Annotated in this window: 26 protein-coding genes; 12 read left to right on the top strand and 14 right to left on the bottom strand. The window is 42.8% G+C overall.

The window, feature by feature from the left end; genetic code table 11:
* The first annotated feature begins 122 nt into the window (after positions 1-122).
* Complete coding sequence (locus tag V7K15_RS26900; protein WP_334910549.1) at positions 123-458, top strand: thioredoxin family protein; 336 nt, start codon at positions 123-125, stop codon at positions 456-458.
* 79 nt (positions 459-537) lie between these two features.
* Complete coding sequence (locus V7K15_RS26895; RefSeq protein WP_334910547.1) at positions 538-1,749, top strand: LL-diaminopimelate aminotransferase; 1,212 nt, start codon at positions 538-540, stop codon at positions 1,747-1,749.
* Positions 1,750-2,099: 350 nt separating this feature from the next.
* On the opposite strand, the gene V7K15_RS26890 is transcribed toward V7K15_RS26895, so the two are convergent.
* Positions 2,100-2,489 carry a hypothetical protein gene (locus V7K15_RS26890; protein ID WP_334910545.1) on the bottom strand — a complete coding sequence of 130 codons (390 nt, stop codon included), beginning with the start codon at positions 2,487-2,489 and terminating at the stop codon, positions 2,100-2,102.
* Between the two features lie 800 nt (positions 2,490-3,289).
* Here V7K15_RS26890 and V7K15_RS26885 point away from each other — a divergent pair.
* The 3 genes from V7K15_RS26885 to V7K15_RS26875 all read left to right on the top strand — a co-directional run bounded on the left by V7K15_RS26885 (position 3,290) and on the right by V7K15_RS26875 (position 7,425).
* Positions 3,290-4,171: an NF038130 family PEP-CTERM protein gene (locus tag V7K15_RS26885; RefSeq protein ID WP_334910543.1), complete on the top strand. Its 882-nt coding sequence runs from the start codon at positions 3,290-3,292 to the stop codon at positions 4,169-4,171.
* A gap of 155 nt (positions 4,172-4,326) precedes the next feature.
* A complete protein-coding gene (gene uvrC, locus V7K15_RS26880; RefSeq protein WP_334910541.1) occupies positions 4,327-6,228 on the top strand; it encodes an excinuclease ABC subunit UvrC in 1,902 nt (633 codons plus the stop codon).
* 1,017 nt (positions 6,229-7,245) lie between these two features.
* Positions 7,246-7,425, top strand: coding sequence for a replication restart DNA helicase PriA (locus tag V7K15_RS26875; RefSeq protein WP_334691117.1), 180 nt, complete (start codon positions 7,246-7,248; stop codon positions 7,423-7,425).
* Between the two features lie 77 nt (positions 7,426-7,502).
* Here V7K15_RS26875 and V7K15_RS26870 read toward each other — a convergent pair whose 3' ends face one another.
* The 6 genes from V7K15_RS26870 to lgt all read right to left on the bottom strand — a co-directional run bounded on the left by V7K15_RS26870 (position 7,503) and on the right by lgt (position 12,894).
* Positions 7,503-7,973 (bottom strand): hypothetical protein, encoded by a 471-nt coding sequence (locus V7K15_RS26870; protein ID WP_334910539.1) that lies wholly within the window; start codon positions 7,971-7,973, stop codon positions 7,503-7,505.
* Positions 7,974-7,986: 13 nt separating this feature from the next.
* Entirely contained in the window at positions 7,987-8,871 is an 885-nt protein-coding gene (locus tag V7K15_RS26865) for a class I SAM-dependent methyltransferase (protein ID WP_334910537.1), read from the bottom strand.
* A gap of 125 nt (positions 8,872-8,996) precedes the next feature.
* Complete coding sequence (gene rlmN, locus V7K15_RS26860) at positions 8,997-10,091, bottom strand: 23S rRNA (adenine(2503)-C(2))-methyltransferase RlmN (protein WP_334910535.1); 1,095 nt, start codon at positions 10,089-10,091, stop codon at positions 8,997-8,999.
* Between the two features lie 78 nt (positions 10,092-10,169).
* Positions 10,170-10,523, bottom strand: a complete 354-nt coding sequence (locus tag V7K15_RS26855; protein ID WP_334910533.1) for a phenylpyruvate tautomerase MIF-related protein — start codon at positions 10,521-10,523, stop codon at positions 10,170-10,172.
* A 467-nt stretch (positions 10,524-10,990) separates the two neighbouring features.
* Positions 10,991-11,815, bottom strand: coding sequence for a precorrin-4 C(11)-methyltransferase (gene cobM / locus V7K15_RS26850; RefSeq protein ID WP_334910531.1), 825 nt, complete (start codon positions 11,813-11,815; stop codon positions 10,991-10,993).
* Between the two features lie 203 nt (positions 11,816-12,018).
* Positions 12,019-12,894 (bottom strand): prolipoprotein diacylglyceryl transferase, encoded by an 876-nt coding sequence (lgt, locus tag V7K15_RS26845; protein ID WP_334910529.1) that lies wholly within the window; start codon positions 12,892-12,894, stop codon positions 12,019-12,021.
* 300 nt (positions 12,895-13,194) lie between these two features.
* Here lgt and coaD point away from each other — a divergent pair, with 300 nt between their 5' ends.
* From coaD to V7K15_RS26830, 3 genes are all read left to right on the top strand, one after another.
* On the top strand, positions 13,195-13,746 hold the full coding sequence (coaD, locus tag V7K15_RS26840; protein WP_334910527.1) for a pantetheine-phosphate adenylyltransferase: 552 nt from the start codon (positions 13,195-13,197) through the stop codon (positions 13,744-13,746).
* A complete protein-coding gene (locus V7K15_RS26835; protein WP_334910525.1) occupies positions 13,656-14,324 on the top strand; it encodes a DivIVA domain-containing protein in 669 nt (222 codons plus the stop codon). The genes coaD and V7K15_RS26835 overlap by 91 nt, the downstream gene beginning before the upstream one ends.
* A gap of 144 nt (positions 14,325-14,468) precedes the next feature.
* Complete coding sequence (locus V7K15_RS26830) at positions 14,469-14,813, top strand: Ycf66 family protein (protein ID WP_334910523.1); 345 nt, start codon at positions 14,469-14,471, stop codon at positions 14,811-14,813.
* 71 nt (positions 14,814-14,884) lie between these two features.
* Here the strand turns inward: V7K15_RS26830 and V7K15_RS26825 are convergent, their stop codons facing one another.
* The 4 genes from V7K15_RS26825 to cysS are packed head-to-tail and all read right to left on the bottom strand — an operon-like array spanning position 14,885 to position 19,291.
* Positions 14,885-16,231, bottom strand: a complete 1,347-nt coding sequence (locus tag V7K15_RS26825) for a TldD/PmbA family protein (protein ID WP_334910646.1) — start codon at positions 16,229-16,231, stop codon at positions 14,885-14,887.
* A 4-nt stretch (positions 16,232-16,235) separates the two neighbouring features.
* Entirely contained in the window at positions 16,236-17,675 is a 1,440-nt protein-coding gene (locus V7K15_RS26820) for a TldD/PmbA family protein (RefSeq protein WP_334910521.1), read from the bottom strand.
* Positions 17,665-17,850, bottom strand: coding sequence for a histidine kinase (locus V7K15_RS26815; protein WP_334910519.1), 186 nt, complete (start codon positions 17,848-17,850; stop codon positions 17,665-17,667). Before V7K15_RS26815 ends, V7K15_RS26820 begins: the two co-directional genes overlap by 11 nt.
* Positions 17,825-19,291, bottom strand: a complete 1,467-nt coding sequence (cysS, locus tag V7K15_RS26810) for a cysteine--tRNA ligase (protein WP_334910517.1) — start codon at positions 19,289-19,291, stop codon at positions 17,825-17,827. Before cysS ends, V7K15_RS26815 begins: the two co-directional genes overlap by 26 nt.
* Positions 19,292-19,429: 138 nt before the next feature.
* On the opposite strand from cysS, the gene V7K15_RS26805 reads away from it, so the two are divergent.
* Complete coding sequence (locus V7K15_RS26805; RefSeq protein ID WP_334910644.1) at positions 19,430-20,521, top strand: CobW family GTP-binding protein; 1,092 nt, start codon at positions 19,430-19,432, stop codon at positions 20,519-20,521.
* A 480-nt stretch (positions 20,522-21,001) separates the two neighbouring features.
* Here the strand turns inward: V7K15_RS26805 and glgA are convergent, their stop codons facing one another.
* From glgA to V7K15_RS26790, 3 genes are all read right to left on the bottom strand, one after another.
* Positions 21,002-22,444, bottom strand: coding sequence for a glycogen synthase GlgA (gene glgA, locus V7K15_RS26800; protein ID WP_334910515.1), 1,443 nt, complete (start codon positions 22,442-22,444; stop codon positions 21,002-21,004).
* 142 nt (positions 22,445-22,586) lie between these two features.
* Positions 22,587-23,558, bottom strand: coding sequence for a hydroxymethylbilane synthase (hemC, locus tag V7K15_RS26795; RefSeq protein WP_334910513.1), 972 nt, complete (start codon positions 23,556-23,558; stop codon positions 22,587-22,589).
* A gap of 519 nt (positions 23,559-24,077) precedes the next feature.
* A complete protein-coding gene (locus V7K15_RS26790) occupies positions 24,078-24,272 on the bottom strand; it encodes a hypothetical protein (RefSeq protein ID WP_334910511.1) in 195 nt (64 codons plus the stop codon).
* A 61-nt stretch (positions 24,273-24,333) separates the two neighbouring features.
* Here V7K15_RS26790 and V7K15_RS26785 point away from each other — a divergent pair, with 61 nt between their 5' ends.
* The 3 genes from V7K15_RS26785 to V7K15_RS26775 all read left to right on the top strand — a co-directional run bounded on the left by V7K15_RS26785 (position 24,334) and on the right by V7K15_RS26775 (position 25,491).
* Positions 24,334-24,501 (top strand): BrnT family toxin, encoded by a 168-nt coding sequence (locus V7K15_RS26785; RefSeq protein ID WP_334910509.1) that lies wholly within the window; start codon positions 24,334-24,336, stop codon positions 24,499-24,501.
* Positions 24,502-24,610: 109 nt separating this feature from the next.
* Entirely contained in the window at positions 24,611-24,829 is a 219-nt protein-coding gene (locus V7K15_RS26780; RefSeq protein WP_334910507.1) for a CopG family antitoxin, read from the top strand.
* Positions 24,830-24,924: 95 nt separating this feature from the next.
* The gene (locus V7K15_RS26775; protein ID WP_334910505.1) at positions 24,925-25,491 is read left to right on the top strand and encodes a Uma2 family endonuclease; all 567 of its coding nucleotides are present in this window, start codon (positions 24,925-24,927) and stop codon (positions 25,489-25,491) included.
* Positions 25,492-25,968 lie beyond the last annotated feature (477 nt).

Below are 25,968 nucleotides of genomic sequence, written 5' to 3'. Positions count from 1 at the left end.
TTATGTCATTAGTCAATAGTTAACAGTCCTAATAACTAGGAATTATTGATTATGGACTATTGACGACTTTGGGATAAAGTATTGTGTGTGCCAAGTTTGATCGCCACCTGATGGAGACTGGAATGAGTAAGGCTGTAATCACCATAACTGATGCTGAGTTTGAAACCGAAGTGTTAAAAGCCGAGCAGCCTGTATTAGTTTACTTTTGGGCTGACTGGTGTGGGCCTTGTCAATTGATGTCGCCCGCGATCGCTTCAGCTGCCATCGAATATAGCGATCGCCTCAAAGTCGTGAAAATGGAAATTGACCCCAACCCCCTGACTGTTAAGCAGTACCAAGTCGAAGGTGTACCCGCCCTCAGACTATTTCAAGGACAGGAAGTTTTGATATCCACTGAGGGAGTTATCGGCAAAGATAAATTACTCGCTCTCCTAGATACGCACTTAAATAGTAATTAGTCATTAGTCATTAGTCATTAGCAAATGACTAATGACAAAAGGCAAAGAGAGACGCGCAAGGGACGGGGACAAAGGACAAATGACTAATATGCAATTTGCAAAGCGTTTACAACCCCTGCAATCTAATGTATTTGCTGATATGGACAGAGCCAAGGCAATCGCTTTGGCATCTGGACGAGAGGTAATTGATTTGTCGTTGGGGTCTTCTGATTTACCAGCCGAGGCACATGTCATTGAGGCGATCGCCCATTCACTTCACGATCGCACTACCCACGGTTATCTGTTGTTTAATGGCACACAAGGATTTCGCCAAGCCGCAGCCAAGTGGTATGAACAAAAATTTGGCATCAAAGTTGATCCCGAAACTGAAGTACTACCTCTGATTGGTTCTCAAGAAGGTACCGCCCATTTACCCTTAGCAATACTCAATCCCGGAGATTTTGCCCTGTTGCTCGATCCAGGTTATCCCTCTCACGCCGGGGGAGTCTACCTCGCCAGTGGTCAAATCTACCCAATGCCACTACGGGCAGAAAACGCTTTTTTACCAGTGTTTGCTGATATTCCTGCCCCAGTCTTGGCTCAGTCGCGGATGATGGTATTAAGTTATCCTCATAATCCCACAGCCGCGATCGCACCAATATCATTCTTCCAAGAAGCTGTCGCTTTCTGTCAACAACACAATCTCGTCCTAGTTCACGATTTCCCCTACGTAGATTTGGTATTCGGGGAAACTGGAGAGTGGGCAGATTATTCTGGCAATCCAAAATCCCTAGTCCCTTCAATTCTGCAAGCTGATCCAGAGAAAAGCGTCTCAATTGAATTTTTCACCCTTTCCAAGTCCTACAATATGGGCGGCTTCCGCATTGGCTACGCCATCGGTAATGCCCAGTTAATTAACGCCTTACGCCAGATCAAAGCCGTAGTTGATTTTAATCAATATCGGGGGATTTTGAATGGTGCGATCGCTGCCCTGACTGGCCCTCAATCTGGGGTAAAATCTGCTGTCGCTACCTTCCAGGGGCGGCGTGATGCTTTTATCAGTGCTTTACACCGCATTGGCTGGAACGTTCCTACTCCCCAAGCCACAATGTACATCTGGGCAAAGTTGCCCTCAGCTTGGAGTCAAAACTCCATAGAATTTTGTATTCAGCTAGTCAAACAAACTGGTGTAGCCGCTTCCCCAGGTGCGGGTTTTGGCAAATCTGGAGAGGGGTATGTCCGTTTTGCCTTGGTGCATGAGCCACCTTTGTTAGAAACTGCCGTGGAAAGAATGGCCCAGTTCCTTGATTAAATTTCTTCTCCAGCTGAACGCCAAGGATTTTTGGTGGCAAAGTCTATGGATAGAACACTCGGTAGGGACGCACAGTTGTGCATTGGTGTCAAGTTACAGCGCTTTTCAGTTGGGTATACCACAAATGTACTGCTCAGTTAGAATCAATAGTTAGGTGTTTTTTTATCGATTTGAATTTCGTTTTTTAGTTGATCCAGAGGCACTACTGTTAACTGTGACACATCCTGAGTTCTGTGTTCACGCAGATTACGAAAGTGTTTCGTGATATATCCGTAACGCTTGCCTCGGTAAAAACTGGGTCTGAGAGTATTATCGTTTCTCTGATATATCAGGATGGAAGAAGCAAAATCTTAAGCGATCATAGAATCGTACACTTGTCGAATCAGATTAATTCCGGCTGAATTCTTCGGATCGAAATTGAAAGACGTATCACTAGATCGATAATCGACGAGTTCTTGGCTCACCAAGCCATTAGGTGACCAAACGAAAAAACTTAACTCGTTGCCAAGGCACTTAGATGTAGACTGAAAATCGGGTTCTGCCGTTTGTAATTTGATGCTAGGCATGAGTCCAGCAATCAACTGATGATCATGTGACCATAGTATTACTGTCTGAGCGTCTTGCCCTGGTAAAGCTGCTGCTGGTAGATTAATACAAGCGCTAAGGGCGCAGATTGAGCCTACTAAAAAACTAAACTGAAACTTAGACACGTTGGTGTAGATCAGTTGAATAGGGAGCATTATTGGCTTATGCGTGAAAATTCCAACGCTGTAACGTTGCTTACAATAAACAATATATAAAATTCAGTAAGATATTGATAAAGCATTGTGTCAATACCTGAATCTAACTATTAAATAGTGGGTAGTGCATAGCTTATCAGTTTTATTTAAAAGTCATCTGAAGCGTTGTTGTATATAAACTTATTTTTCAATACGTAAGTATTAACTCTGATCATTTGAAGTATGACAATTCTAAAATTGGACTATATTCAAAACGCATCTGATTGACAACACTCAGCACTCTTCATTCGTTTACTATGTTGCTCACTGGCATACAGTATTTTTTTTAGTGGTAAAATCCAACTTCTGAAGCACACGGTGCATGGTCGGAACACTAACTTCAATACGATTTCGAGTCGCAAAACATTCACACAATTCTTTAAGTATTGTATCTGGCTTTCAGTTTAAGTTGACACCAATAAAAGCTGTGCGCCCCTACGAATCACCGTATTATACTGAACTTAAAATATGGGAATGTATTTTTATAACTAGAAAAATTTGAAAAAATATGTAATTCAACGTATAAAACATCGAATCTTCGTCATCTTTTTATTGATACTCAGCAGTAACTTTACCCAATCAGGTCTCCGCGTTTCTTAAACTGGGTTTGTACGCTTAACTACCAAAGACAGCTAATAATGCAGGTCGCGCTTAAAAGCCGCCGTATTGCCAAAAAGCCTGTAGTCAAGACAGCCCAAGCCTAAAAACGGCAGTAGTTTAAAACTTAATTTCCAAACTGACAGAGACTTGAAAAAATGAAAATGACTTTTCAGAAACTTGTAATTGGTGCCTCAATCGCTATTGGTGTGAACGCTCTTGCAACTGTCCCAGCACAGGCTGGAACCCTCACTGGCGCTACTATTGGTGGAACAGCAGCCAGTGATTATTTAGTCTATGATTCCAATGCTACAAATACCTTTTTAGTAGCAAATACCAGTGCAAATGTACAAAAAGTCCTGGATGGAAACGCCGCCAATCCTACTGGAAATGTGGAGCTAGCTGCTAGTAGTGAACAAACTGGTTTTAATTTTACCAAGAACACCGCTTTGACAGGCACAATCGGTGGCAAAACCCTGACTCTAAGCAGCCTCACTTCAGATGACTGGTTTGGAGTCGGCAAAACAACTACGACTTATGGGTTAAATAACTTAGCTAACACCTGGTTTAACCAGGTTTTAAGTTCTAATAATATCACTAGTAATTTACTCGTTGGGTTGGGCTATACTCAACAGACTTTGTTTAGTAAGTTTCTTACAAGTGGCGGATTTGAACGCTTTAGTGACCCGAATATTTCCTATGTCAATCAAGATGACACCAGTGGTTTAATCAGTATTGGTTTAGCCGGTCACTATAATGCGGCACCCCTTATAGGACTGCCGTCTAACCTATTTACATCTCCATTACAAGCAAGTGAACTAGTCAAATACACTTATGACGGCAAGACTGACTACCTGTATAGCTTTAAAGCTACCCAGTCTGGTTTAGTTGAAAAAAGTGATGGCATATCCCATAGTGGTAATTATGAAGTCCCTATCAAAGGTGTAGATCCCGCAGCAGTCCCCGAACCATCAGTAATGCTTGGTCTGTTGGGTGTGGCTGGCGTGTTTGCTAGCCAACGCAAATTTAAAAAAGCGTCTATTTAAGATTGCGGGTTCAAAACTACAAATAAATCAGGGAGCTAACAGCTCCCTTTTTTGATGAATATTTTCAACTTTATATTTACTTGACAAATAGTCGGTTAAATCGGCACGAAAAAATAATTTTTCTTAAAATAGAGAAAGATTACCTAATTTGGATTGTGACAATATCTACTGAAATATTACCACTGGTTAAAGAACCAGAACGACTGGAAAACCGTCTAGCCGAAATTCCACCCGAACCGGGGGTTTATTTCATGCGGGACAAGAGCGATCGCATTATATATATAGGTAAATCACGTAAGTTGCGATCGCGTGTCCGTTCCTATTTCCGGGATGGCTACAACAAGAGTGAACGCATCGCCACGATGGTCAAGTTGGTGACAGAAATTGAATTCATCGTCACTGATACTGAAGCCGAAGCGCTAGCGCTAGAAGCCAATCTGATCAAGCAGCACCAGCCATACTTTAACGTGTTGCTCAAAGATGATAAAAAATATCCCTATCTCTGCATCACTTGGTCAGAAGATTATCCGCGAATTTTTATTACCCGTAAACGTCAATTTGGCAAGGAAAAGGATAAATTTTATGGGCCTTATACTGATGCTGGTTTATTACGAGAAATTGTCCGCATCTGCAAGCGCATCTTCCCACAGCGACAACGACCTCAACCACTTTTTAAAGACCGTCCTTGCTTAAATTATGATTTAGGGCGTTGTCCAGGTGTGTGTCAACAGATGACTTCACCAGAAGAATATCGCAAAATTGTGCAAAAGGTGGCGATGGTCTTCCAAGGTCGAACTCAGGAACTGATGCATATTTTGACCCAACAGATGAACGCAGCCGCTCAGGACTTGAATTTTGAGTTAGCAGCGCGAATTCGTGATCAAATTTCTGGGTTAAAGTCGCTGACAGCTGACCAAAAAGTTTCCTTACCAGATGATACAGTTTCGCGGGATGCGGTGGCGTTAGCCTTGCCGTCAGGCATCGCACTGGCAGCCAACGAACAGCACGCTTGCATTCAACTATTCCAGATTCGCGCTGGCCAATTGGTAGGACGTTTAGCGTTTGTGGCAGATGCTCACGCGGAACCGGGGGCTATTTTACAACGCGTTTTAGAGGAACATTATCAAACTGCTGACTCAGTGGAAATACCCATAGAAATTTTGGTGCAGCATGATTTACCAGATGGTGAGATATTGGCGGATGTCTTAACTCAACGTAAAGGTAAAAAAGTTACAATTTTAACTCCTTTGCGGCAAACTAAGGCAGAATTAATTGAGATGGTAGAGCGAAATGCTCAGTATGAATTGCAAAGAATGCAAAAATTTGGCGATCGCAATCACCAAGCAATGCAAGATTTAGCCACCATTCTCGATTTACCAGATGTACCCCACCGCATCGAAGGTTATGACATTTCCCATATTCAAGGATCAAATGCTGTAGCTTCGCAAGTTGTGTTTATCGACGGATTACCCGCCAAACAGCATTATCGTCACTACAAAATTAAAAATCCCACAGTGACAGCAGGACATTCAGATGATTTTGCCAGTCTTGCTGAAGTTATTGGGCGACGGTTTCGCAAGTATGGCGAAGATCAGCAATTAGCACGTTTGGGTAATCCCGACTGGCCTGATTTAATCATGATTGATGGTGGTAAAGGTCAATTATCATCAGTTATCGCCATCTTGCAAGAGATGAATTTATTAGAAGACTTGCGAGTTGTGAGTTTAGCAAAGCAGCGAGAAGAGATTTTTTTACCGGGAGAATCTCAACCCTTGATAACTGATGCAGAACAACCAGGAGTACAGTTATTGCGGCGGCTGCGGGATGAAGCGCATCGGTTTGCAGTCAGTTTCCATCGTCAGCAGCGCAGTGATAAATTGAAGCGATCGCGTTTAGATGAAATTCCTGGTTTAGGGCATCATCGACAAAAGCAGCTACTAGGGCATTTTCGCTCAGTTGATTATATTCGGCAAGCAACACCCACACAACTAGCTGAAGTAGCAGGAATTGGGCCGCGTTTGGCTCAAGAAATTTACGATTATTTTCATCCTGCTTAAACTGACAACTCCCACTCTTACCTTGAATACTTGTCGTTACCCACATTTACCGACTCAGTACTGAGTGCTGAGTCCTGTTAGCGGATAGCTATGGTTTAGCCCGTGCTGAGTAAATTAAGAAGTACTCACTACTTTTGAACTTGGGTTTTTGCCCCACCTCTTGTGGCGTGGAATCTTTTCTTTTATGGAGTTGGTTGATACCCCACAAGAAAGTGGCGTGGTCTTTTTACTCAGCACGGGCTAAACGCCCCGCTATCGCTAACAGCACTTTTTACTCAGCACTCTTCATCTCGTTCCCAGTCGGAGACTGGGAATGCCTATTTTGAGGCTCCGCCTCCCTGACTCGCGGCAGAGCCGCAATGAGGAGCATTTCCAGCCAGAGGCTAGAAACGAGGTTTTAAAATTTATCAATATTGCCAGCAAATATTAGACCTCTTGCAAAAGTTCCTAACACCCCTCCCCCCCTGCGGGGAGAATTTGACGTAAGTCAAAGGCGGGGTGGGGTTCTTTTTTTGATTTATGTAAGAAGTCTATTAAACGAATTTGCAATTACGTTTTGTAACAGTAATTTTAATTAGGCATCAAAACGTGCTGCCTCCCTGTAGATGTATGTGAATTAACCCCCCAAACTTTGTTAACTAAATCTTAAGATAAAAATTTTGTTACTAAAGATACAGTAATTTTCGGGTTTTAATTTTTGAATACAAGAACGGCTTTTTTTATAGTCGTCTGAAATAACTATAAATAAGGCTCTCTCAAGGGATTAATTATAGGGATCAGTAAATCTCTAAGCAGCATCTAATTGAAAAATAATTTCTGTATCTAAAGTAGGAGGGTAGAATCACTTAATTCTAGAATAATAGATAGAGATATCGAAAAATTTTCCAATCTGAAATTTTGTTTAAGATAATCAACCAAATATTACGGCAGTTTGTTAAGTTGGGTCGAACCAGAATTTTTCCTGGTTTAACTTGTAGCTTTACTAAGTAAAAAATAATTACAAACAGGAGTTTTAAAATGCAGACAGTACAAAAGATTTACTGCCCAAATTGTGGTAGTCATGCGGAGCGTTATTATATTTTTGATAGTCAATTAACTCGCACACAATGCCCAAGTTGTGACTACTTGATGATTAGTTGCACTCGCACTGGGAAAGTCATTGAGGCTTATGCCCCTGGCATTTACGCACACCGCTAGATAATAGAAATTAAAAATTAGAGAAAAGATTCTCCAATTTTTAATCATAAAGTTTTTTCTCAGAAATTTGGAACCCTTCAAAGGTTGTTCTTCTGTTGTCTGAATTGTAGCTGTCGCCTCTGTTCTTCTAATCTAAATTGTTGCTGTTGTCTAAGTTCTTGATCTTGTCTGAGTTGTTGCTGTTGTAGTCTGAGTTGTTGCTGTTGTGTAAATTGTTGCTGTTGTAGTCTCGTTTCTTCCTGTTGTAGCCTCAGTTGTTGCTGGCGTATCAGTTCTTGCTGTTGTCGTGTAAATTCTTGCTGTTGTAGTAGCTGTTGTTGTTGTAGTTGTGGTTGCTGAAGCTGTAAACGAAGCCATGTTTCCTGAAATTGTTCTTGTGTTTGCTGATTTTGCTGCTCTTGTTGTTGTCTCATTCTTTCTTCTAAAGACTCAGGTTGCCGAGGATTCGTCTGAATTATTTCTGCATAAGCAGGAGAATTGATCGGCAAAGCTTTTGCAAGCACAATCACTAATAACCATAATTTAAGCAGTAATGAGCGATTCAACATACAATTATTTAGATCATTGGCGTGTGGCAATACACATAAGCGATAAGGCCGCTTCTGGTGAATTAGGATTGATACCAGAGCAGGATTGAGCGAAGCGATACTTCTTGTCAGATTCACCGTAATTACCTTGCAATACTTCTGCACCACAGGTATGGTTGTGGGGATAAACCTTGACATTAAAGCCAAGTGGCTCCAGAATTTTGTAGTAGAGGTCTGGCGTTACTCCATCCCCAGGTCGGTGATGAACCTCAGTTGCTAATCCCCAAGTTTGCTCTGCTGCTGAAGTATGACCTCCTCGTTTGATTAGCCGATATAGCCATAAGCGAAAGTTCCATAACCACAAACCTAATCCTTGGAAGTTCCAAGCAGTCAACTGAGGGTCGTGATCTGTGATTAGGATGCCGCCTGGACGCACTAAACGCGCTGCTTCCTCCAACACGACATCCATGTAGTCACAGTGATGGAGTGTAGCATTAAGTACTACCATATCAGCAAAATTAGAAATGAAAGGAAGTTGGTGGGCATCTGCCTTCACTGGTATATAGCCAAGACGTTGAGCCATAGACAAAGCCCCATAGCTAATATCTACACCAATTAACAATTGTGGTTTTCCGCCAAGGGTTGCATACAAGTTGCCCGGGCCACAACCAATGTCTACAACAATTTTATGATCCCAACTGCCCGTAGCCGCTTCCCAGCAGGACTTGAACATTTGATCACGATGACAGTTTTCAAAATAGTTTTTTGCCCATTCTGGATGCCCAAAGTAATAACTATTTGCTTTGATGGCTGGACTGGAAGTAGAAATAGGAAAATTTAGGATATCTTCTTGATCTAAATCCACTTTCAAATCAGCAGCAATGTAAGGTTTGAGAACTGAATATGAAGAAGTTGGCATAGCTATCCCTCTATTAATATCCTGTTTCAGTTCACTACATCAGCGAACCCTTAAATTTCTGAACCGAGCAGTATTGCTAAGTATCTGTGAGATAAAAGTAATTCATTTTACTAAGTAGAGCAGGTTTAATTCTTACTTGCTCTTAGTTGTCCGCAAGCAGCATCGGCTTCTAAACCACGGGAATAACGAACACTAACAGCAGTATTTTGCTGCTTGAGGACGTTGACAAATGCTTGAATGCGATCGCGGTTAGGGCGTTTATAGTCTACCTCTTGAATGGGATTATAGGGAATCAAATTTACATGACTTTGGAATCCTCGTAGGCATTTTGAAAGTTCTAATGCATGTTCTGGTAAATCGTTAACACCAGCGAGGAGAACATATTCAAAAGTAAGGCGGCGGCCAGTGATTTCCACATATTCTCGACATTCAGCCAGTAAATCTTCTAGAGGATAGGCGCGGGCGCTGGGGATGAGTTTTTCTCGCAGTGCTTGGTTGGGGGCGTGGAGACTCACAGCCAGAGTGATTTGCAAATGGTTTTGCGCGAATTCACGGATGCGATCGCGAATCCCAACTGTAGAAACTGTAAGCGATCGCTGCCCAATACCGACATCTTGATTCAGGCATTTCACGGCTGCTAGGACATTCTCAGTATTCAACAACGGTTCACCCAGTCCCATAAACACGACATTGCTAACCCGTTGCTGAAAATCTTCTTGTACAGTCAACACCTGATCGACAATTTCATGCCGTGCTAGGTTGCGTTTGTAGCCTCCTTTACCAGTAGCGCAGAAATCACACGCCATTGGGCAACCCACCTGAGTCGAGACGCAAACCGTCAAACGCGATTTGGGGCCTTCTCCCCTTTCCGCGAAGGTTGGGATACCAACAGTTTCAATAATTTGTCCGTCTGTTAATCGTAAAAGATATTTTACTGTGCTATCGGGTGCCACAGAGCGGTAATGTAAAATTGAGCGCCCAATCGGAATTTCTGCTAGTTCTGCACGCCAATGCTTAGGGAAGACAGAAATATCAGATAGCGATCGCACCCCCTTGTCATAGATCCATTCATGCAGTTGCTTTCCTCTGTAAGCAGGTTGTCTCTGCTGCTGTACCCAAGTAGTCAACTCGGTAACAGTCGCACCTAGTAGAGGTGGAATTAATTCTAATTTTTCTGGGTTGTGTAACTCAACTTGAGATACAAGAGGCGTAGCAGACATAAAAAATCAAGAGTTGATGTATGATCTCTATCCTACACCTGCCAGATTAACTTAGTCTTGACCAAAGAAGATGGGTAATTAACCAAAGGTTTTGCCGTTCCAGCCCCACATTGCACCCTTGGCGTCTGCAAATTCTATGTAAATGCGATTTTGAGGCACGCCTAGAGTTTCGTTAATCTCCTGGCAAAAGTCCTGACTCATCGCTGCGGTTTGGTCTGGCTTCATCGTGCCAACACTCTTAATTTCAATGTAGCAAACTGGGTCTGTATTCGCTGCAAAGGTCATGGGAATTCCTGCTTCAAAAGCAGTCATAATATATGATTCTGGTTTTCCCAAATGTTTCGCTAACTTCGCTGATAGGTTTAAAAGCATTGATTCAACTTCGGTCTTTTGAGGAGCAGATACGGAAGTTTGCACTTTAATTAATGGCATAGCATCGAAATTAGAATTTTGGACTTTATTTACACTGTTAATTTTATCGAAACGAAGAGGTACAGGGTACAAAGATTAGGCAGATGGGGAGTAGGGGATAAGGAGAATTAGAGACTAGACCTCTTGCATAAATCAAAAATAAGAACCCTACCCCGCCAAAGCTAGGCTTTATCTCCCCTCCCCTTAAGGCTAAGGTGTACACACAAGCTTGAATTAGCTAACTAACTAAACTAACTAAGGTTTTACCCCACCCTAACCCTCCCCGATGGATTGGGGAGGGAACTAGAAATCTCATTTCCCCCCTTTCCAAGGGGGGATTAAGGGGGGTAATTCGACTTGTGGTGTATACCGTAGCCTTAGCAAGGGGAGGGGTTGGAGGTCAGGTGTTAGGGACTTTTGCAAGAGGTCTACTGATTCATCTCTCTCGGAACTCCGCTCATCTGCCTCATTGCCCAATGCCCCAACATTTAATGATGAGATGAGCGAAATAGATGACTATGTTCGGGATGATATAAACGCGATCGCCCTGTTGCTGTCGAGAGTGCCGGACTGATTATATAAAGTGTAGTGCGAATTAGTTTTTCTTTATGAGTACATTCCGCCATTTCATTCAGAGGAACAACTTTAATTTTTTCATCAGGCCAGCCGATGCGAAAGCAAATTGCAATCGGGGTTTCGAGTGGGTAATGTTCGAGTAGTTTAGCTTGGGCATTTTCGACGTGACGCGCACTGAGATATAGGCAGAGGCTAGCCTGATGCGCTGCGAGACTTGCTAATTCCTCATTGGCGGGGACTTCTGTACGTCCACTGATGCGGGTCAAAATGATAGTTTGGACTAAACCGGGGACAGTTAGTTCTATTTTGAGTTTGGCAGCCGCCGCTTGAAAGGCGCTGATCCCAGGTATAACTTCAAAAGGGATATTTGCCTCTCTTAGGAGGTGCATTTGCTCGTGGATGGCGCTGTAGAGACTAGGATCGCCAGAATGGAGACGGACTACAGATTTATGCTGCGATCGCACCCTATCGATCATCATCGGCAAAATCTCTTCTAAAGTCTGATTCGCAGTTCTAATTATCTCCGCATCTTTTCGGCAAAGTTCTAAAATCTGTTCGGGTACTAAAGAATCAGCAAATAAAATCACATCAGCAACAGCCAGTAGTTTCTGCGCCTTCACCGTTAACAAATCAGGATCTCCAGGGCCGGCTCCCACAATATACACAGATGGTTCTACAGCATATAGTGTTTTTTTATCCTTCAGGTTTTCTGTATATTCACCTTTAAAAGAACACACGGCAATTCCCCCAAAAATTTTTTTGGCATTTTCTCAGTATCTTTCCGGATTCACCCTCTTTCCTTAGTAGAGAGTAATGGTAGATGCACCCTGGTTAAGCCCTAGAGAATACTCTGGGGCATTTTTTATTTTTTAGTGATTGGGCATAAGGCATTGGTTATTTATTCTCCTTGTCCCCCTTGTCCCCCCACTCCCTACTCCCCTCATCCCCTCATCTCCCCATTTCCCTTAGGAGTAGGAACTACATCGGGTAAAGGGCGTTTGAGTAAGTAAAGCCAAGCTAATCCAACTAATCCCAATAAAATTCCTAGACTACTGACTACTTGTGCCATCCGTAATGGCCCTAGCATCAAGCTATCAGTGCGAAAGCCTTCAATCCACAAGCGTCCTAAGCTGTAGGCTGGCCAGTAAACTAGAAACAGCGTGCCTACCTTCAGGCGTGGCTTACCGGATAAAGACCGGAAAAACAACGTTATTAATAGCGTAAACACCATTAAATCCCACAGAGATTCGTAGAGGAAGGTGGGATGAAAGTAATCGAAACTAGCATATTCTAAAGGACGATGGTCTGGTGGAATATACAGCTTCCAAGGTAAATCACTAGGAGCGCCAAAAGCTTCGGAGTTGAAGAAATTGCCCCAACGTCCGATCGCCTGCCCTAAAATCAGCGAAGGCGCTACTAAATCTGCCAGTTGCCAGAAAGAAACCTGCTTGATTTTAGCAAAAATTAACGCAGCCAAAACGCCACCAAGAATTGCTCCGTGAATGGCAATACCTCCTTCCCAGATAGCGAAGATTTTTTCTGGAGTTGGGGCATATTTTGACCACTCAAAAAAAACGTAATATAGCCGTGCGCCAGGAATTGCCCCAATCAACAACCAAAAGAATAAATCGCCTAGCAACTCCGGATTAACATTACGGCGCTTTGCCAATTCCTGGGAAAGCATGACGCCAATTAAGACTGCTGTGGCAATCAATAAGCCATACCAACGGATAGTTATAAACCCTATTTTCACCAGAATGGGTCCTGGAGAAGTAAATTGAAATGCCAAGGGCAAGGTGGAAAAATCCAGTGCCATGAAAAATTACCTAGAAAAGTTCGTTAACTACTCGCGCACTTTGCTAAGTACGGAGTTTCTTGGGTCTCGAATACTGGGGAGTTACGCTTGAATCTAGCACAATGGAATTGTGAAGATGTCGGTAAAAATCCAGTAGCCATATTTAGGAGTCTAATTCCTAACGCCTAGTTGAGCATAACTTGTACCACTAAAACAATTGAAGAAAGCATCCTTACCGAGAACGCAAGATGGTAGATTTGAGTAAGTTACACAAAACGGTTTCGATATAATCACCTAAACAACTTTGATATATTTAAAATTGTGATTGCTATTTATCCTGGTAGCTTCGACCCCATCACCTTGGGACACCTCGACCTCATCGGGCGCGGTAGTCGCCTGTTTGAGCGGGTGATTGTCGCTGTACTGCGGAACCCTAACAAAATGCCACTTTTTAGTGTGCAGCAACGCTTAGATCAGATCCGTCATTCTACACAACATCTACCGAATGTAGAAGTAGACAGCTTTGATGGTCTTACCGTCAACTATGCCCAAATGCGACAAGCACAAGTTTTGCTGCGGGGTTTACGAGCTGTGTCAGATTTTGAAGTGGAACTGCAAATGGCTCACACTAATAAAACTCTTTCTACCGAAATAGAAACAGTTTTTCTCGCAACCTCAAATGAGTATAGTTTTTTAAGTAGTAGTGTGGTAAAAGAGATTGCAAGGTTTGGTGGCTCTATCGATCATCTCGTTCCCCCACACATTGCCCTGGATATATACCAATGCTACAATCACAACTCTCCAATGTTGAACCCAATCTCAACGGAAGCAATCCCCCCCCTAAAGAGTATCTCGGTGGAGAGGGAAGCATAGATATTCAGCAGGAACTCAACGGCCTAGAAGAAATGGTTCTCTCTAGTCTCAGGATTCCGCTGACGGGACGCACACTCATAGATGAAGAAAAGTTGCTGGATAAGCTTGATTACATCCGGCTGGCTTTACCATCACTTTTTCAAGAAGCAGCAGTGATTCTGGAACAAAAGGATGAAATTCTGCTGGAAGCGGAAGAGTATGGACAGCAGGTTGTTGAGGTCGCGCAAGCAAAAAGAGCGCAAATTTTAGCTGAAAGCGATATTATTCAACAGGCACAACAAGAAGCTGAACAATTGCGGCGACAAGTGCAACAAGAGTGTGAGGCCATAATGCAAGAAACCCTCACTGAGATTGACCGCAAGCGGTATGCTTGTCAGCAAGAGTTAGACCAGATGCGACAAACTGCGATCGCTCATGCTCAAGAAATTGAAGATGGTGCTGATGTATATGCTGATGGCGTTTTGGGAAATATCGAGCAGGATCTCAAAGATATGTTGCGAATTATCACCAACGGACGGCAACAATTGCAAATTGATAACCTCACTCAGCGCAATTCACCTCCTAGCAAGAAAAAATAGAGGTTCTAAGGAGAGATGGGGAAAAATTCTAAGTTGGGTTTCGCTATTGCTTAACCCAACAATTTTGATTAAGTAAGATTTTTTGGAACCTATCTGGTAATAGATTTAAAATTTTTGCTTGTAATTAAACAGGATTTTTCAAAAATGCTTACTTTAGCTCAAGTTAACTTTGGAGGAAATTCATCTAGTATACCAAATTCAGCTAGTATACTGGGAATTATTTATTTGCTTTTAGGAGTGGTTTACTTGATTTTTATGGTATTTTGGCTAGTCAAACGTGGAGCAAGACTTACGAGTTGGGCTTTAGCACTTTATATGATCCAAGCGATATTTACGCCAATTATAATGTTATTGTGCGGGTTTATTTTAACTTTCCAAGGCTGGCGATTAGATCCAATTCTTCAATTTGAGCAATTTTTATTATTACTATTAATTCTTTACCTGAGCATCAAAGATATTGTAATTAATGCAGTTTACAGAAATAGATGATTTTAAAATTTGGTGTAGAGACGTGAAATTTTGCGTCTCTACCAAGAATACTGTGTTTTTACACAAGACGACTACAAAGTATATGTAAAATCTTCCACTAGCATACCAGGAACTAAACTACCTCCAAGTTGGCGACTTTCGTATGTTCCGACTTCGGGAATGAATTCTTGAAAAGTGGTTAAATCTACTAAGTTTTCTCCCCAGAAGCGATAGAGACTTTCATCAAAACGTAAGTTTTCAATGGGGGCAATAATTTCTCCATTTTCTACCCAAAAACAAGCATAACGGGTCATGCCTGTGATTCTACCAGTTTGGCGATCGCTCCAATTCAAGTAATGCAAATTTGATACATATAATCCTGTATCTAAACTCGGAAGAATCTGCTCAAATAGTAAATTTCCTGTACTTACTTCGGGCGCTCGTAAAGTCTCTGAAGCATTAGCACCATTAGAAATTTTTTCATATTCCTTCGCAGTCCGAGAATTCACCAGAGTATTTACCAAATCTCCTTTTTCTATTATTGGTAACTCCAATGCTGCTATTTCTCCCAATTCATTAAATCGCGGTACTAATCCCCGTTGAAAGTTTTCTTTCAAACTAAATGCAGTCGAAAGTTGTTTTTCTTGACGCCATAGAGCAGCTAAAGAACTATTCCCTTGCTGAATATCAGCTTCGCTCACAGAACCCCAAGATAGCATCATTAATAAATCTGCAACAGCAGCAGGTGCAAAATAAGTTTTGTACTGTCCTCGTGGCAATTCTTTAGCTGGGCGAGAAAGTAGTTCTAGTTGCTTTTTGGCTTCGCTAATTTTGGCTATATATGCAGATTTATCCCAATTACTCCCTGCAAATGTGCCCTTAACTGCTTGTCCATCGGTGGTAAATAGAGAATAATCTAAGGTAAAAGAATTAGTAGCAAACCAGTGTTTCTGCCCGTTGGAATCACCATAAGCTTTAATTATAAGACCTCCAGCGTATATCCCAGTAAAATCCAATTCAGTAACTAGTTCTAGCACATTGGGTACTACTGCTTCCGCCGTCAATAAATTCCCAGAATGTAGTTTTCGACTGGTATTATTTCCTGATGGCAAAACTAGATATGGATCGATAGGTAATACAAGAAGTTCCTCACGTAGTTCTTGTAAAGCAGTATATGCTAACTGCCAATCTATCTCCCAATTTCCAGTAAAGGGAAACTGCCGAATACTGCTACGTTGATCTGCCATCAAAGTTAGTTCGATCCAACCATCAGCAACACAACCAGTTTGTCGTACTTTTGCATGATTGAAACGAGTAAATTGACTTCTTTCACTGCTTAGTCTTACAGTGAATTGTTCATTTTCTACTTTTTTGATAAGTAGAGTTTCAATCAGTCGATTAAAGCTGATTTCTAGCGCAGATAATTCCTGAATTTGCACTTTTTCAAGTTCCTCCACCAAAAACTTCGACATTAGCAAATACACAAACTGGTGAACCGTGTCCTACCCAAATGGCCTGATTTGGTTCTCCTTTACCACAATAAGGAGTACCATACATTTCCCAGTTGTCAACATTCCCTACTTGGGTTAAGCTGTGCCAAAACTCTGGTGTTGTGGCGCGATAGTTAGGATTACGGAGGGTTTTGGTGAATTTGCCGTTTTCAATTAATTTGGCGTACTCACAACCAAATTGAAATTTGTAGCGGCGATCGTCAATTGACCAAGATCGGTTAGATTCCATATAAACGCCGTGTTCTATCCCGCCAATAATGTCTTCAAAGGTGGCGTTGAGAGGCTCTAAATTCAAGTTTGCCATGCGATCGATCGCTGGTCGATTCCATGAGGAAGCACGGGCACAGGCAACTCCTGGTACACCTGCTCTGGCTTGACTCTCCAGGCTCCCCAAACCCCGTTGAAGTACACCTTCTTTAACCAAATACTCCCGCGTTGCTACAGCCCCCGTATCATCAAAACCATAGCTGGCATATTCCCCAGGCACGGTAGGATCAAAAGTAATGTTCATCAGTGGCGAACCATATACTAGGTTGCCAAAATCACTTTTATTAACAAAGCTGCCCCCAGCATAGTTACGCTCATCTCCCAAAATTCGGTCAATTTCTAAGGGATGCCCGACACTTTCATGGATTTGCAGCATCATTTGGTCTGGGGCTAACACTAAGTTGGTGCGGGTGGTTGGGCATTCTTCTGCTGTCAAGAGTTCTATTGCTTGTTCGCCAATTTGCCGCACCCGATGCCATAAGTCTTCTTGTTTTAAAAGCTCTAGTCCGCCTTGGTAACAGTTTGCTTGCGAACCGTTGTTGCTACGCTGCTGTACAATCACCCCATCTTGGGCAGTGGCTCCATAATTAGTGCCTATCGATAGTATTTTTTGATAGACTTCTGAGCCGTTGCTGCTGACAAACCAAGATTCTCTTTCGGTTGTGCTAGCACTAGCTATGGTTTGCACAATCTTGTCGTCAACTTTCAACGTTTGGCAAATACGAACCAGTAAATCATTGATTTCTCCCGGACTCAGAGCATCCAATGGCTGAAGAAATGGAGATTTATATTCACCAACGACTTTAGGGCGCTCACTTTCACCGAAGGGATGTATCCACCATTCACTGGCTGCTAGCGCCTGTTTATATGCTGTTTGAGCAGCAGCTTGTAGGGAAGACAGTTCCAAAGAGTTAGTTGCTGCATAACCTAGACAGCCATTTACCAAAACTTCCAGCATTGCTCCGACAGTGAAAGATTTGCCATTTAGTTGGGGTAAGGCGTCACGGACTAAACGGGTAGTAGAAGTTTCCTTTACGGCTCTAATACCAATCCAATCAGCAGGAATATCGAAACTAGCGATCGCTTTTTTAAGTTCAGACCACATAATTTAAGGAATTGGGAATTGGGCATTGGGCATTGGGCATTGGGCATTGGGCATTGGGCATTGGGCATTGGGCATTGGGCATTGGAAAGGGTACAGAGGAGAGGAATTTTCCCCCTGCTCCCTCATCTTTCCCTACTCCCCACTCCCCTCTAATTCCGATGCCAGCGTGTGCCATCACGGCTATCAATTAGCGTAATACCTTCTGCTTGGAGTTCGTCACGAATGCGATCGCTTTCAGCAAAATTTTTCGCAATCCGTGCTTCTTTCCTTTGCTGAATTCGCGCCTCAATTTCCGCATCGCTTAAACCACTACTCGGTTCAGGTTGTGTTTCTATCTCGGCTTCTAAACCTAAGACTTCAGCTAATGTAACAAGAGTTTGCCATTGACGCTGTAACTCCTCAGGGGAAGTTTCGGTTTTCCCTTCATGCACAAGAATATTTCCCTGACGGCGCAGTTCTTTGGCTAATTCAAACAGCACTGTTAACCCACCAGGAAAATTAAAGTCGTTATTCACAGTTTCTTGGAAACGTTCAACAGTTTCAGGGAGTAGTGAGCCAGCTCCCACTTCCCAGCCTAGTTTTTTCCCGTATTGGTAGCCGAAGAGTAACCCTTCTTTAATTGTGTGCCAACCGTTGGTTGCTGCGGCGATCGCTTCATCGGTAAAATCTATAGGTGTGCCATATTGAGCGGTTAGCACGAACAACCGCACCGCCATCGAGTCAACTCCTCGATCCAGTAAGTCTCTAATAGTGGTAAAATTGCCCAAAGATTTGGACATTTTTTCACCATCTACCTTCACCATGCCGTTATGTAACCAGTAACGCGCTAAGGGTTTTCCGGTAACAGCCTCAGATTGGGCAATTTCGTTTTCATGGTGGGGAAAAATTAAGTCAGCACCGCCAGCATGAATATCTATGGTATCACCCAAGCGATCGCGCACCATTGCCGAGCATTCTATATGCCACCCCGGACGACCTGCGCCCCAAGGTGATTCCCAAGCAGGTTCTCCCGGTTTTGCTGCCTTCCACAAAGCAAAATCAGAGGGATCTTTCTTTTTCTGGTACTCTGGATCTTCGACGTTGACGTCGCAGCTACGCCCGTCGTAGACATCGCTTTTCCCGGCTTGCATATCTTCTAGCTTGCGTCCCGAAAGCTTGCCATACTCAGGAAACTGTCGTACTGCATAATACACATCGCCGTCAGCAGGGTAGGCAAAACCCTTATTTTCCAATTCGTGAATTAACCGTTGAATGCCATTCATCGTGTGGGTAGCGCGGGGATACTCATCGGCTTCTTTGATCCCCAGCCGCGCCATATCCTCAAAATATGCTTTGATAAAGCGATCGGCTACAGCCTCCATTGATGAATGTTCAACACAGGCTCGATTCAGAATCTTGTCATCAATATCAGTAAAATTTTGGATATATCGGACTTCATAACCGATAAACTGGAGGTATCGGCGCACTACGTCCCAAACGATGCAAGCTCTAGCATGACCCAAATGGCAGTAATCATATACCGTCACGCCGCAGTAATACATCTTAACCTTGCCTGTTTCGACTGTTTCAAACGGTTCTTGACGACGGGTGAGGGTATTGTAAAGGGTTAAGGTCATAACAGAGTAATGCTGAAATAAGGAGATAGGTAATAATAAAGTAAAGCAGCTGGGATGACAGTCCAGCATCCCTATGCTAGTGTTTTCTGGACTATCTGCGCTACATTACTATTTTTTGACTATTTGACTAACAGCGCTATGCAATCAGCAGTTACACCCCAATCTCAAGCAATGGATACGCCCAAACAAGGAATGCCAGTAACGATTATTACAGGTTTTCTCGGTAGTGGCAAGACGACTTTACTTAATCATATCCTCAACAACCAACAGGGTTTGAAAACTGCCGTTCTCGTGAATGAATTTGGCGAAATTGGCATCGACAACGAGCTAATTGTTTCCACTGGTGAGAACATGGTGGAGCTAAATAATGGTTGTATCTGCTGCACTATTAATAGTGATTTAGTAGATGCAGTTTACAAGGTTTTAGAACGCCAAGAAAATCTAGATTATCTAGTAGTGGAAACAACTGGATTGGCAGATCCGCTCCCAGTAGCTTTAACATTTCTGGGTACAGAATTGCGGGATTTAACTCGTCTGGATTCGATTATTACTGTGGTAGACGCGGCGAATTACAGCCTAGATTTATTTAACTCGGAGGCAGCATACAGCCAGATTGCTTATGGTGATGTAATTTTACTGAATAAGACTGATTTGGTTGATGAAGCCACTTTGAAGGAGTTAGAAAGAAAAATTAACGAAGTTAAGGAAGGAGCAAGAATTATCCGCACTACGCGATCGCAAGTGCCACTTCCTTTAATTCTGAGTGTTGGTCTGTTTGAGTCTGATAAATATTTTGACACAGTGGTAGATGACCACGACCATCACGATCATGATGACCATGATCACTCAACATGCGGTCATGACCATCACGATCATGATCACCATCATGACCATCATTCTGATCATTTAGAAAATGATGGTTTCACTTCCATATCTTTCCAAAGTGACAAGCCTTTTTCTATTAAGAAATTTCAGTATTTCTTAGATAATCAGCTACCCACAAATATCTTCCGGGCGAAGGGGATTATGTGGTTTGATGAAAGTCCGAAGCGTCATATTTTCCACCTTTGCGGTAAACGCTTTACCTTGGATGATGATGAATGGCAAGGTCAATTGAAAAACCAACTAGTGCTAATTGGTCAAAATTTGGATCGTCAGGCTTTAATTGCTCAACTCGAAAACTGTATTAGTCTACCTTCAACCAGTCGCGGTAAAGGCTTTGGGAAATAAAAGTTAGGAGTAGAGACGCGATTAATCGCGTCTCTACAGGAGTTAAGAGTTTAAAACTTGTACTCGTTCCCAGGTTCCACCTGGGAATGCCTTCCTAATGGCTCCGCCATTGATTTTAAGCAATCAGGACTTACGCAAAAAAGCTCCAAAGTAGGGGCAATTCATGTAGCTTTAGCTGACCGCAGGGTATTACCCCTACATAAAAATCAGGGTTTCAACTATTGTTTGCGTAAGTCCTGAATTTAAATCTGACTTTTCACGGTATCTGGAAAACCTCTCTCTAAATCTCTCTCCTACAAGGAGGAGCCACTGCGTTGGGCGGCTTTGCCGACTTAAAGCATGTGGTGTCAGAGACTTTGAATTTTCCCCCTTCCCGACACGGGAAGGGGGCTAGGGGGTTAGGTCTTTCGGTGGCTCGTTCCACATGATCTGAATTGTCAATGCTCTCATGAGTCACAAAAATGTAGTTATTTAGGCGGTTCAGGACTTGCTACTAGTGACTGCTTCGTTTAACACTAACTCTGGTTGTGGTGTTTCCTCTTCTTCTTCTGGCAAACCGTAAACTGACCTATACAACTTCACGTATTGTTTGGCAGATTGATACCAACTAAAATCTTGACTCATGCCGCGTTTTTGTAGTTCTTGCCATTGCGGTTTGAAACGGAAGCCTTCCCAAGCGCGGATCATACAGGTGAAAAGGTCTAGCGCTTCATAACGGTCAAAGCAATAACCGGTGCCTGCGGCATTTTCAGGGTCATGATGGGTTACGGTGTCAACTAATCCACCTGTGCGGCGGACAATGGGTACAGAACCGTAGCGCAAAGCCATCATTTGGCTAATGCCGCAAGGTTCAAAACGACTAGGCATTAAGAAGGCATCAGTACCAGCGTAGATCCGGCGAGACAGGGCATCGTTATACAGTAAGTAAGTTGCCATGCGTCCAGGAAAGCGGGATGCTAATTGCCACATCTGAGTTTCATAGTAGCGATCGCCTGTTCCTAACAAGACAAACTGTGCATCTGTATAAGATAGGAAGCGATCGAGGATTTGTAATATTAAATCAATGCCTTTTTGTTCCACTAATCGGGTGACAATCCCAATTAAAAAGGCTTTGGAGTTGACTTCTAATCCTAGTTCTTCTTGCAAAGCAATTTTGTTGGCTTTGCGTTTCTCTAAAGTATCAGCAGTGAAAGTTTGAACAATGTATTTGTCATTTTCGGGATTATAAACTTCAGTATCAATACCATTGATAATCCCAGATAATTTACCGCTAATAAAAGACAGCAAACCTTCTAATGTTTCACCATAGGTTGGTGTCTTGATTTGCTCGGCATAGGTGGGCGAAACTGTATTTACCTTATCGGCAAATTGTACCGCCGCCGCCATGACATTGTGTCCTTGCATATACCAGGGACACCAAGTAATTTTCTCTAAATACCAACGCCACGGCCCTTGATAAGCCAGATTATGAATGGTAAAGACTGTGCTGATATCAGGATCTTGGTGCATCCACACGGGAATCATCCCGGTATGCCAATCGTGACAGTGGATAATTTCCGGTTTCCAATAATTCCAGGCAAATTCGGCTGCACCATTAGCAAACAAGGTGAACCGCCAGTCTTCACCATCTCCAGAATAAATGTGGCGGGGTAAAAAGGAGGGATGTCCAAATAAGTACAACGGAACATCAGTACCAGGCAGAACGCTTTCATAAACAGCAAATTCCTGGAACATGGCAGATCCCCGCCAGATGGGTTCTTTAGGAATTTCCATTTTGTCTGGGAGGAAGCCATAGTAAGGCAAGAATATCCGCACATCATGCCCCATTTCTCTCAGGAATTTGGGCAATGCCCCGACAACATCACCCATTCCTCCTACTTTCGCAATGGGTGCTGCCTCTGCTGCAACAAATAGAATCCGCATGGTAATTTTTGCTTCCCTGAGTCTATATTGTCAAATTAACTCTCTGATCCCGACCAACGCGATTTATCGCGTCTGGCACGTTTTTTGTGCAACGGCGATCAATTCTTATCTAATCACATCGGCTTACCTAATTGCTAATTGCTTAGGAACCGCGCTGAATCACTGCAAAAATTTCTGATAAGATTTCTTGCGCTCCCTGTTGCCGCAACAATTCTGCTAGTTCTATGCCTAGCGCTTCGGCGTTGTTGGCTTTCCCTGTGACGGTATCTTGTACCAGCTTTTGACCATCTACACTGGCGACTATCCCTGTTAAGGTCAAATTCTCACCAGATATTTCTGTATTTACACCAATAGGTACTTGACATCCGCCCTCTAGAGAGCGTAGAAAAGATCGTTCGGCGAGACAGCGATCGCGTGTTTGGGGATGTTCGATCGCTTTGAGTAGAGATCGCAATTCACTATCATCAGAACGGCATTCTATCCCTAAAGCTCCTTGTCCAACGGCGTGGAGGGAGATTTCTTTGGGTATAACTTGATGAATGCGATCGCTCATTCCCAATCTCTCTAACCCTGCTGCTGCCAAAATCAAAGCGTCGTATTCGCCTGCATCCAGTTTGGCCAACCGTGTAATCAAGTTTCCCCGGACATCCTTAAATGCAAAGTGGGGGAAGTGGTGGCGTAACTGTGCTAACCGCCGCAGCGAAGATGTACCGATTACCGCGCCTGCGGGTAAAGTATCGATTTGTTTATCTTTGTGCTTTTCATGAACTACTAATGCATCTGCTGGGTTTTCTCGTTCAGTAATTGCTGCCAGTGTTAACCCTTCTGGTAAGTGAGTCGGCAGATCCTTGAGAGAATGAACCGCAAAGTCAATCTCCTGATTGAGCATTCCGACTTCAAGTTCTTTAGTAAAAAGTCCTTTATCGCCAATCTTAGCTAATGCTACATCCAAGATTTTATCGCCTTGGGTAGACATGGTGTGGACTTCAAAAGTGATATCAGGAAAGCTTTTTTGGAGTTGCTCTTGTACCCAGTAGGTCTGAACCAGAGCAAGTTGGCTTTTGCGTGAACCAATCCGAATAGTGCGTGGGGGACTAGAAACTACTGTAGTCATAAAACAATATATCTAAACGAGGCGATAAATTCACTCTGATCTAGACTACCGTAGTCAGGGACTCATACGAATTTTGGGTTTTAGATTTGGGATTTTAGATTACAATTCTTTACCAAAAGCTTGCTTTTGGCGATGTCTACGATGGTCACTGACTTGTGCCGAGCGCAGCCGAGGTAGCTTTGTCGTTCGCGCAGCGTCTCGTAGAGAAGTGCGGGCTGCGCCTACGCACCTGAGTTGGAAGTTGCTTGATTAACTGAATTTACGAAGATTCTCATAGCCGGGTGCGATCGCACTAAGTCATAAGGCATTTCGAGTTAGTCATAAGGCATTTTGAGTCAGTCATAAGCCATTTCGAGTTAGTCATAAGGCATTTTGAGTCAGTCATAAGCCATTTTGCTTGCGGAAAACACCGAAATGAGTCAGTCAAAGGGCATTTTGAGTCAGTCCTAAGCCATTTTGCTTATTAAATGCGACTTTATCAGGTGTAGGTTGGGTTTCGTTATTACTCAACCGAAGCTACTATTTTTTTGCCAGACATAGTTTGATATCAGCTTGTTCAACATTAGCGATCGCGCGAGTTTTCCCTAATGAATTGGGAGCGTTAGGCTTCAGGTTTGGGAATTCTTCCAATAGAACACTGATCAAATCACAGACAAAATTGCTGTATTGTCCGCGACAAAGTTGAGCTTTGAGTGAGCATTGGAAAATTTCCATTTTTTAGTTCACTCAACTGGCTTATGATATACATTGTAATTACACTGTAAGTATAAGCCAGTTGAGATTTGAGTGGGATGAGCGAAAAGCTAAGTCTAATGAGCAAAAGCACGGTGTATCGTTCAATGAAGCAGAAACCGTCTTCTATGACGAGAATGCCCGCTTACTCTATGATCCTGAGCATTCTTTAGAAGAGGATCGTTACATAATCTTGGGAATGAGTGACTAGGCTTGTTGCTGGTGTGTCATCTGTATCAGGAAAGTGATGAGGTTATCCGCATCATCTCGGCTCGTAAAGCTACTAAGCGAGAGCGTCAACAATATCAGAGTTTTTTCTCATGAAAGAAGAGTATGATTTTTCTCAATCTGTCAAGAATCCGTACATTAAGAAGCTTAAAAAGCAAGTGACGATTCGACTTGAGGAGGATGTCGTGGATTACTTCAAAGTTCTTGCTGAAGAAACTGGCATTTCCTATCAGAGCCTGATCAACCTTTATTTACAAGATTGTGTAAAGTCGCAGCGCAAACCCTCGTTGGAGTGGGTGAGCAAGGCTTAATAAATCGGATTCCTATATAGGCGATCGCCTTGTTGTATCCAGCCAGTGGCAAACGTTGATAAACTGGATGTAGGACTTTCGTAGTGGCAGAAGTCATGAATGTAGCAAAATCTGTATCCCTAACCTTAGAGGAGTTTCTCAAGTTACCAGAAACAAAGCCTGCAAGTATTTATATTGATGGTGAGATTATCCAGAAACCAATGCCGAAAACCCGCCACTCCCGACTTCAGGCTAAGTTAATTAATGGGATTAATGAAGTCACAGAGAAAAGGCAAATCGCTTATGCTTTTCCAGAGTTGCGTTGTACTTTTGGTGGTCGGTCAATTGTTCCAGATGTGGCGGTTATTCGTTGGCAACAAATTGAGTTTGACAATAACGGAGAACCTGTAGATGATGTGCTAATTGCTCCGAACTGGACAATTGAAATTCTTTCTCCCGGTCAGAGTTCCAATCGAATTACAAGCAATATTTTACACTGCCTAAAATATGGTTGTCAGTTGGGATGGTTGATTGATCCTGATGACCGCTCAGTTCTCGTATTTAAACCACATCAACAACCAGAATTTTGTCATCGAGAAGATAGCTTGACTGTTTTAGATGGTGTTGATTTAGAGTTGACAGTAGAACAGATATTTGGCTGGTTAAAGATGAAAGCAGATTGACACTCCCCGCGATAAATCGACGGGGATTCTTAGTTCAACGAAACCACAAAACCAGTGATTCCTTGCGTCGTCTAAACCAGAGGTGGGATTCTCCCTAAGCGTTAATTCGGGTATGCCCTACCCTATTTGCATTAGTGCAAGTCCTGTTTCTTTTGAAACAAATTGTTTCAAAATGCTGATTCGTCTAGCCCCTATAAACCTTTTACCTACTGCTAGGAGGAAACTAGAATAATGCAGTAGAACCGCATAGATTCAATTATCAAGGTTCAGTGCTTTGTCTTTCGACGGCTAGGTTTTTTAAGTGGTTGATTACCTTTCCACTACAATTAGTATAGCAGCATCTTAGTACACTAATGAATTAAAAGCCGTCGTAGAACGACGGGGCTTTAAACCCAATTTTTCGGTAAGCAAGCCATTAACAGATTGTTTGGAAAGTAGTATAATGAAGTATTTACACTGATACTTGATCACTGTTAA

This window comes from Nostoc sp., from assembly GCF_036919815.1.
In the GTDB taxonomy this organism is placed as follows: domain Bacteria; phylum Cyanobacteriota; class Cyanobacteriia; order Cyanobacteriales; family Nostocaceae; genus Nostoc.
This window is presented reverse-complemented; position numbering and strand designations above follow the sequence as displayed.

Bases quoted from the DNA above. Each gene is read 5' to 3' on its own strand.
- lgt (WP_334910529.1), bottom strand. From the start codon at position 12,894: ATGGCACTGGATTTTTCCACCTTGCCCTTGGCATTTCAATTTACTTCT.
- V7K15_RS26890 (WP_334910545.1), bottom strand. From the start codon at position 2,489: ATGCTCCCTATTCAACTGATCTACACCAACGTGTCTAAGTTTCAGTTT.
- V7K15_RS26870 (WP_334910539.1), bottom strand. From the start codon at position 7,973: ATGTTGAATCGCTCATTACTGCTTAAATTATGGTTATTAGTGATTGTG.
- V7K15_RS26835 (WP_334910525.1), top strand. From the start codon at position 13,656: ATGCTACAATCACAACTCTCCAATGTTGAACCCAATCTCAACGGAAGC.
- hemC (WP_334910513.1), bottom strand. From the start codon at position 23,558: ATGACTACAGTAGTTTCTAGTCCCCCACGCACTATTCGGATTGGTTCA.
- V7K15_RS26830 (WP_334910523.1), top strand. From the start codon at position 14,469: ATGCTTACTTTAGCTCAAGTTAACTTTGGAGGAAATTCATCTAGTATA.
- V7K15_RS26885 (WP_334910543.1), top strand. From the start codon at position 3,290: ATGACTTTTCAGAAACTTGTAATTGGTGCCTCAATCGCTATTGGTGTG.
- V7K15_RS26875 (WP_334691117.1), top strand. From the start codon at position 7,246: ATGCAGACAGTACAAAAGATTTACTGCCCAAATTGTGGTAGTCATGCG.
- V7K15_RS26900 (WP_334910549.1), top strand. From the start codon at position 123: ATGAGTAAGGCTGTAATCACCATAACTGATGCTGAGTTTGAAACCGAA.
- V7K15_RS26775 (WP_334910505.1), top strand. From the start codon at position 24,925: ATGAATGTAGCAAAATCTGTATCCCTAACCTTAGAGGAGTTTCTCAAG.
- rlmN (WP_334910535.1), bottom strand. From the start codon at position 10,091: ATGTCTGCTACGCCTCTTGTATCTCAAGTTGAGTTACACAACCCAGAA.
- V7K15_RS26780 (WP_334910507.1), top strand. From the start codon at position 24,611: ATGAAAGAAGAGTATGATTTTTCTCAATCTGTCAAGAATCCGTACATT.
- V7K15_RS26895 (WP_334910547.1), top strand. From the start codon at position 538: ATGACTAATATGCAATTTGCAAAGCGTTTACAACCCCTGCAATCTAAT.
- cysS (WP_334910517.1), bottom strand. From the start codon at position 19,291: ATGACCTTAACCCTTTACAATACCCTCACCCGTCGTCAAGAACCGTTT.
- V7K15_RS26855 (WP_334910533.1), bottom strand. From the start codon at position 10,523: ATGCCATTAATTAAAGTGCAAACTTCCGTATCTGCTCCTCAAAAGACC.
- glgA (WP_334910515.1), bottom strand. From the start codon at position 22,444: ATGCGGATTCTATTTGTTGCAGCAGAGGCAGCACCCATTGCGAAAGTA.
- V7K15_RS26815 (WP_334910519.1), bottom strand. From the start codon at position 17,850: ATGGCACACGCTGGCATCGGAATTAGAGGGGAGTGGGGAGTAGGGAAA.
- V7K15_RS26865 (WP_334910537.1), bottom strand. From the start codon at position 8,871: ATGCCAACTTCTTCATATTCAGTTCTCAAACCTTACATTGCTGCTGAT.
- V7K15_RS26790 (WP_334910511.1), bottom strand. From the start codon at position 24,272: ATGGAAATTTTCCAATGCTCACTCAAAGCTCAACTTTGTCGCGGACAA.
- V7K15_RS26805 (WP_334910644.1), top strand. From the start codon at position 19,430: ATGCAATCAGCAGTTACACCCCAATCTCAAGCAATGGATACGCCCAAA.
- V7K15_RS26820 (WP_334910521.1), bottom strand. From the start codon at position 17,675: ATGTGGTCTGAACTTAAAAAAGCGATCGCTAGTTTCGATATTCCTGCT.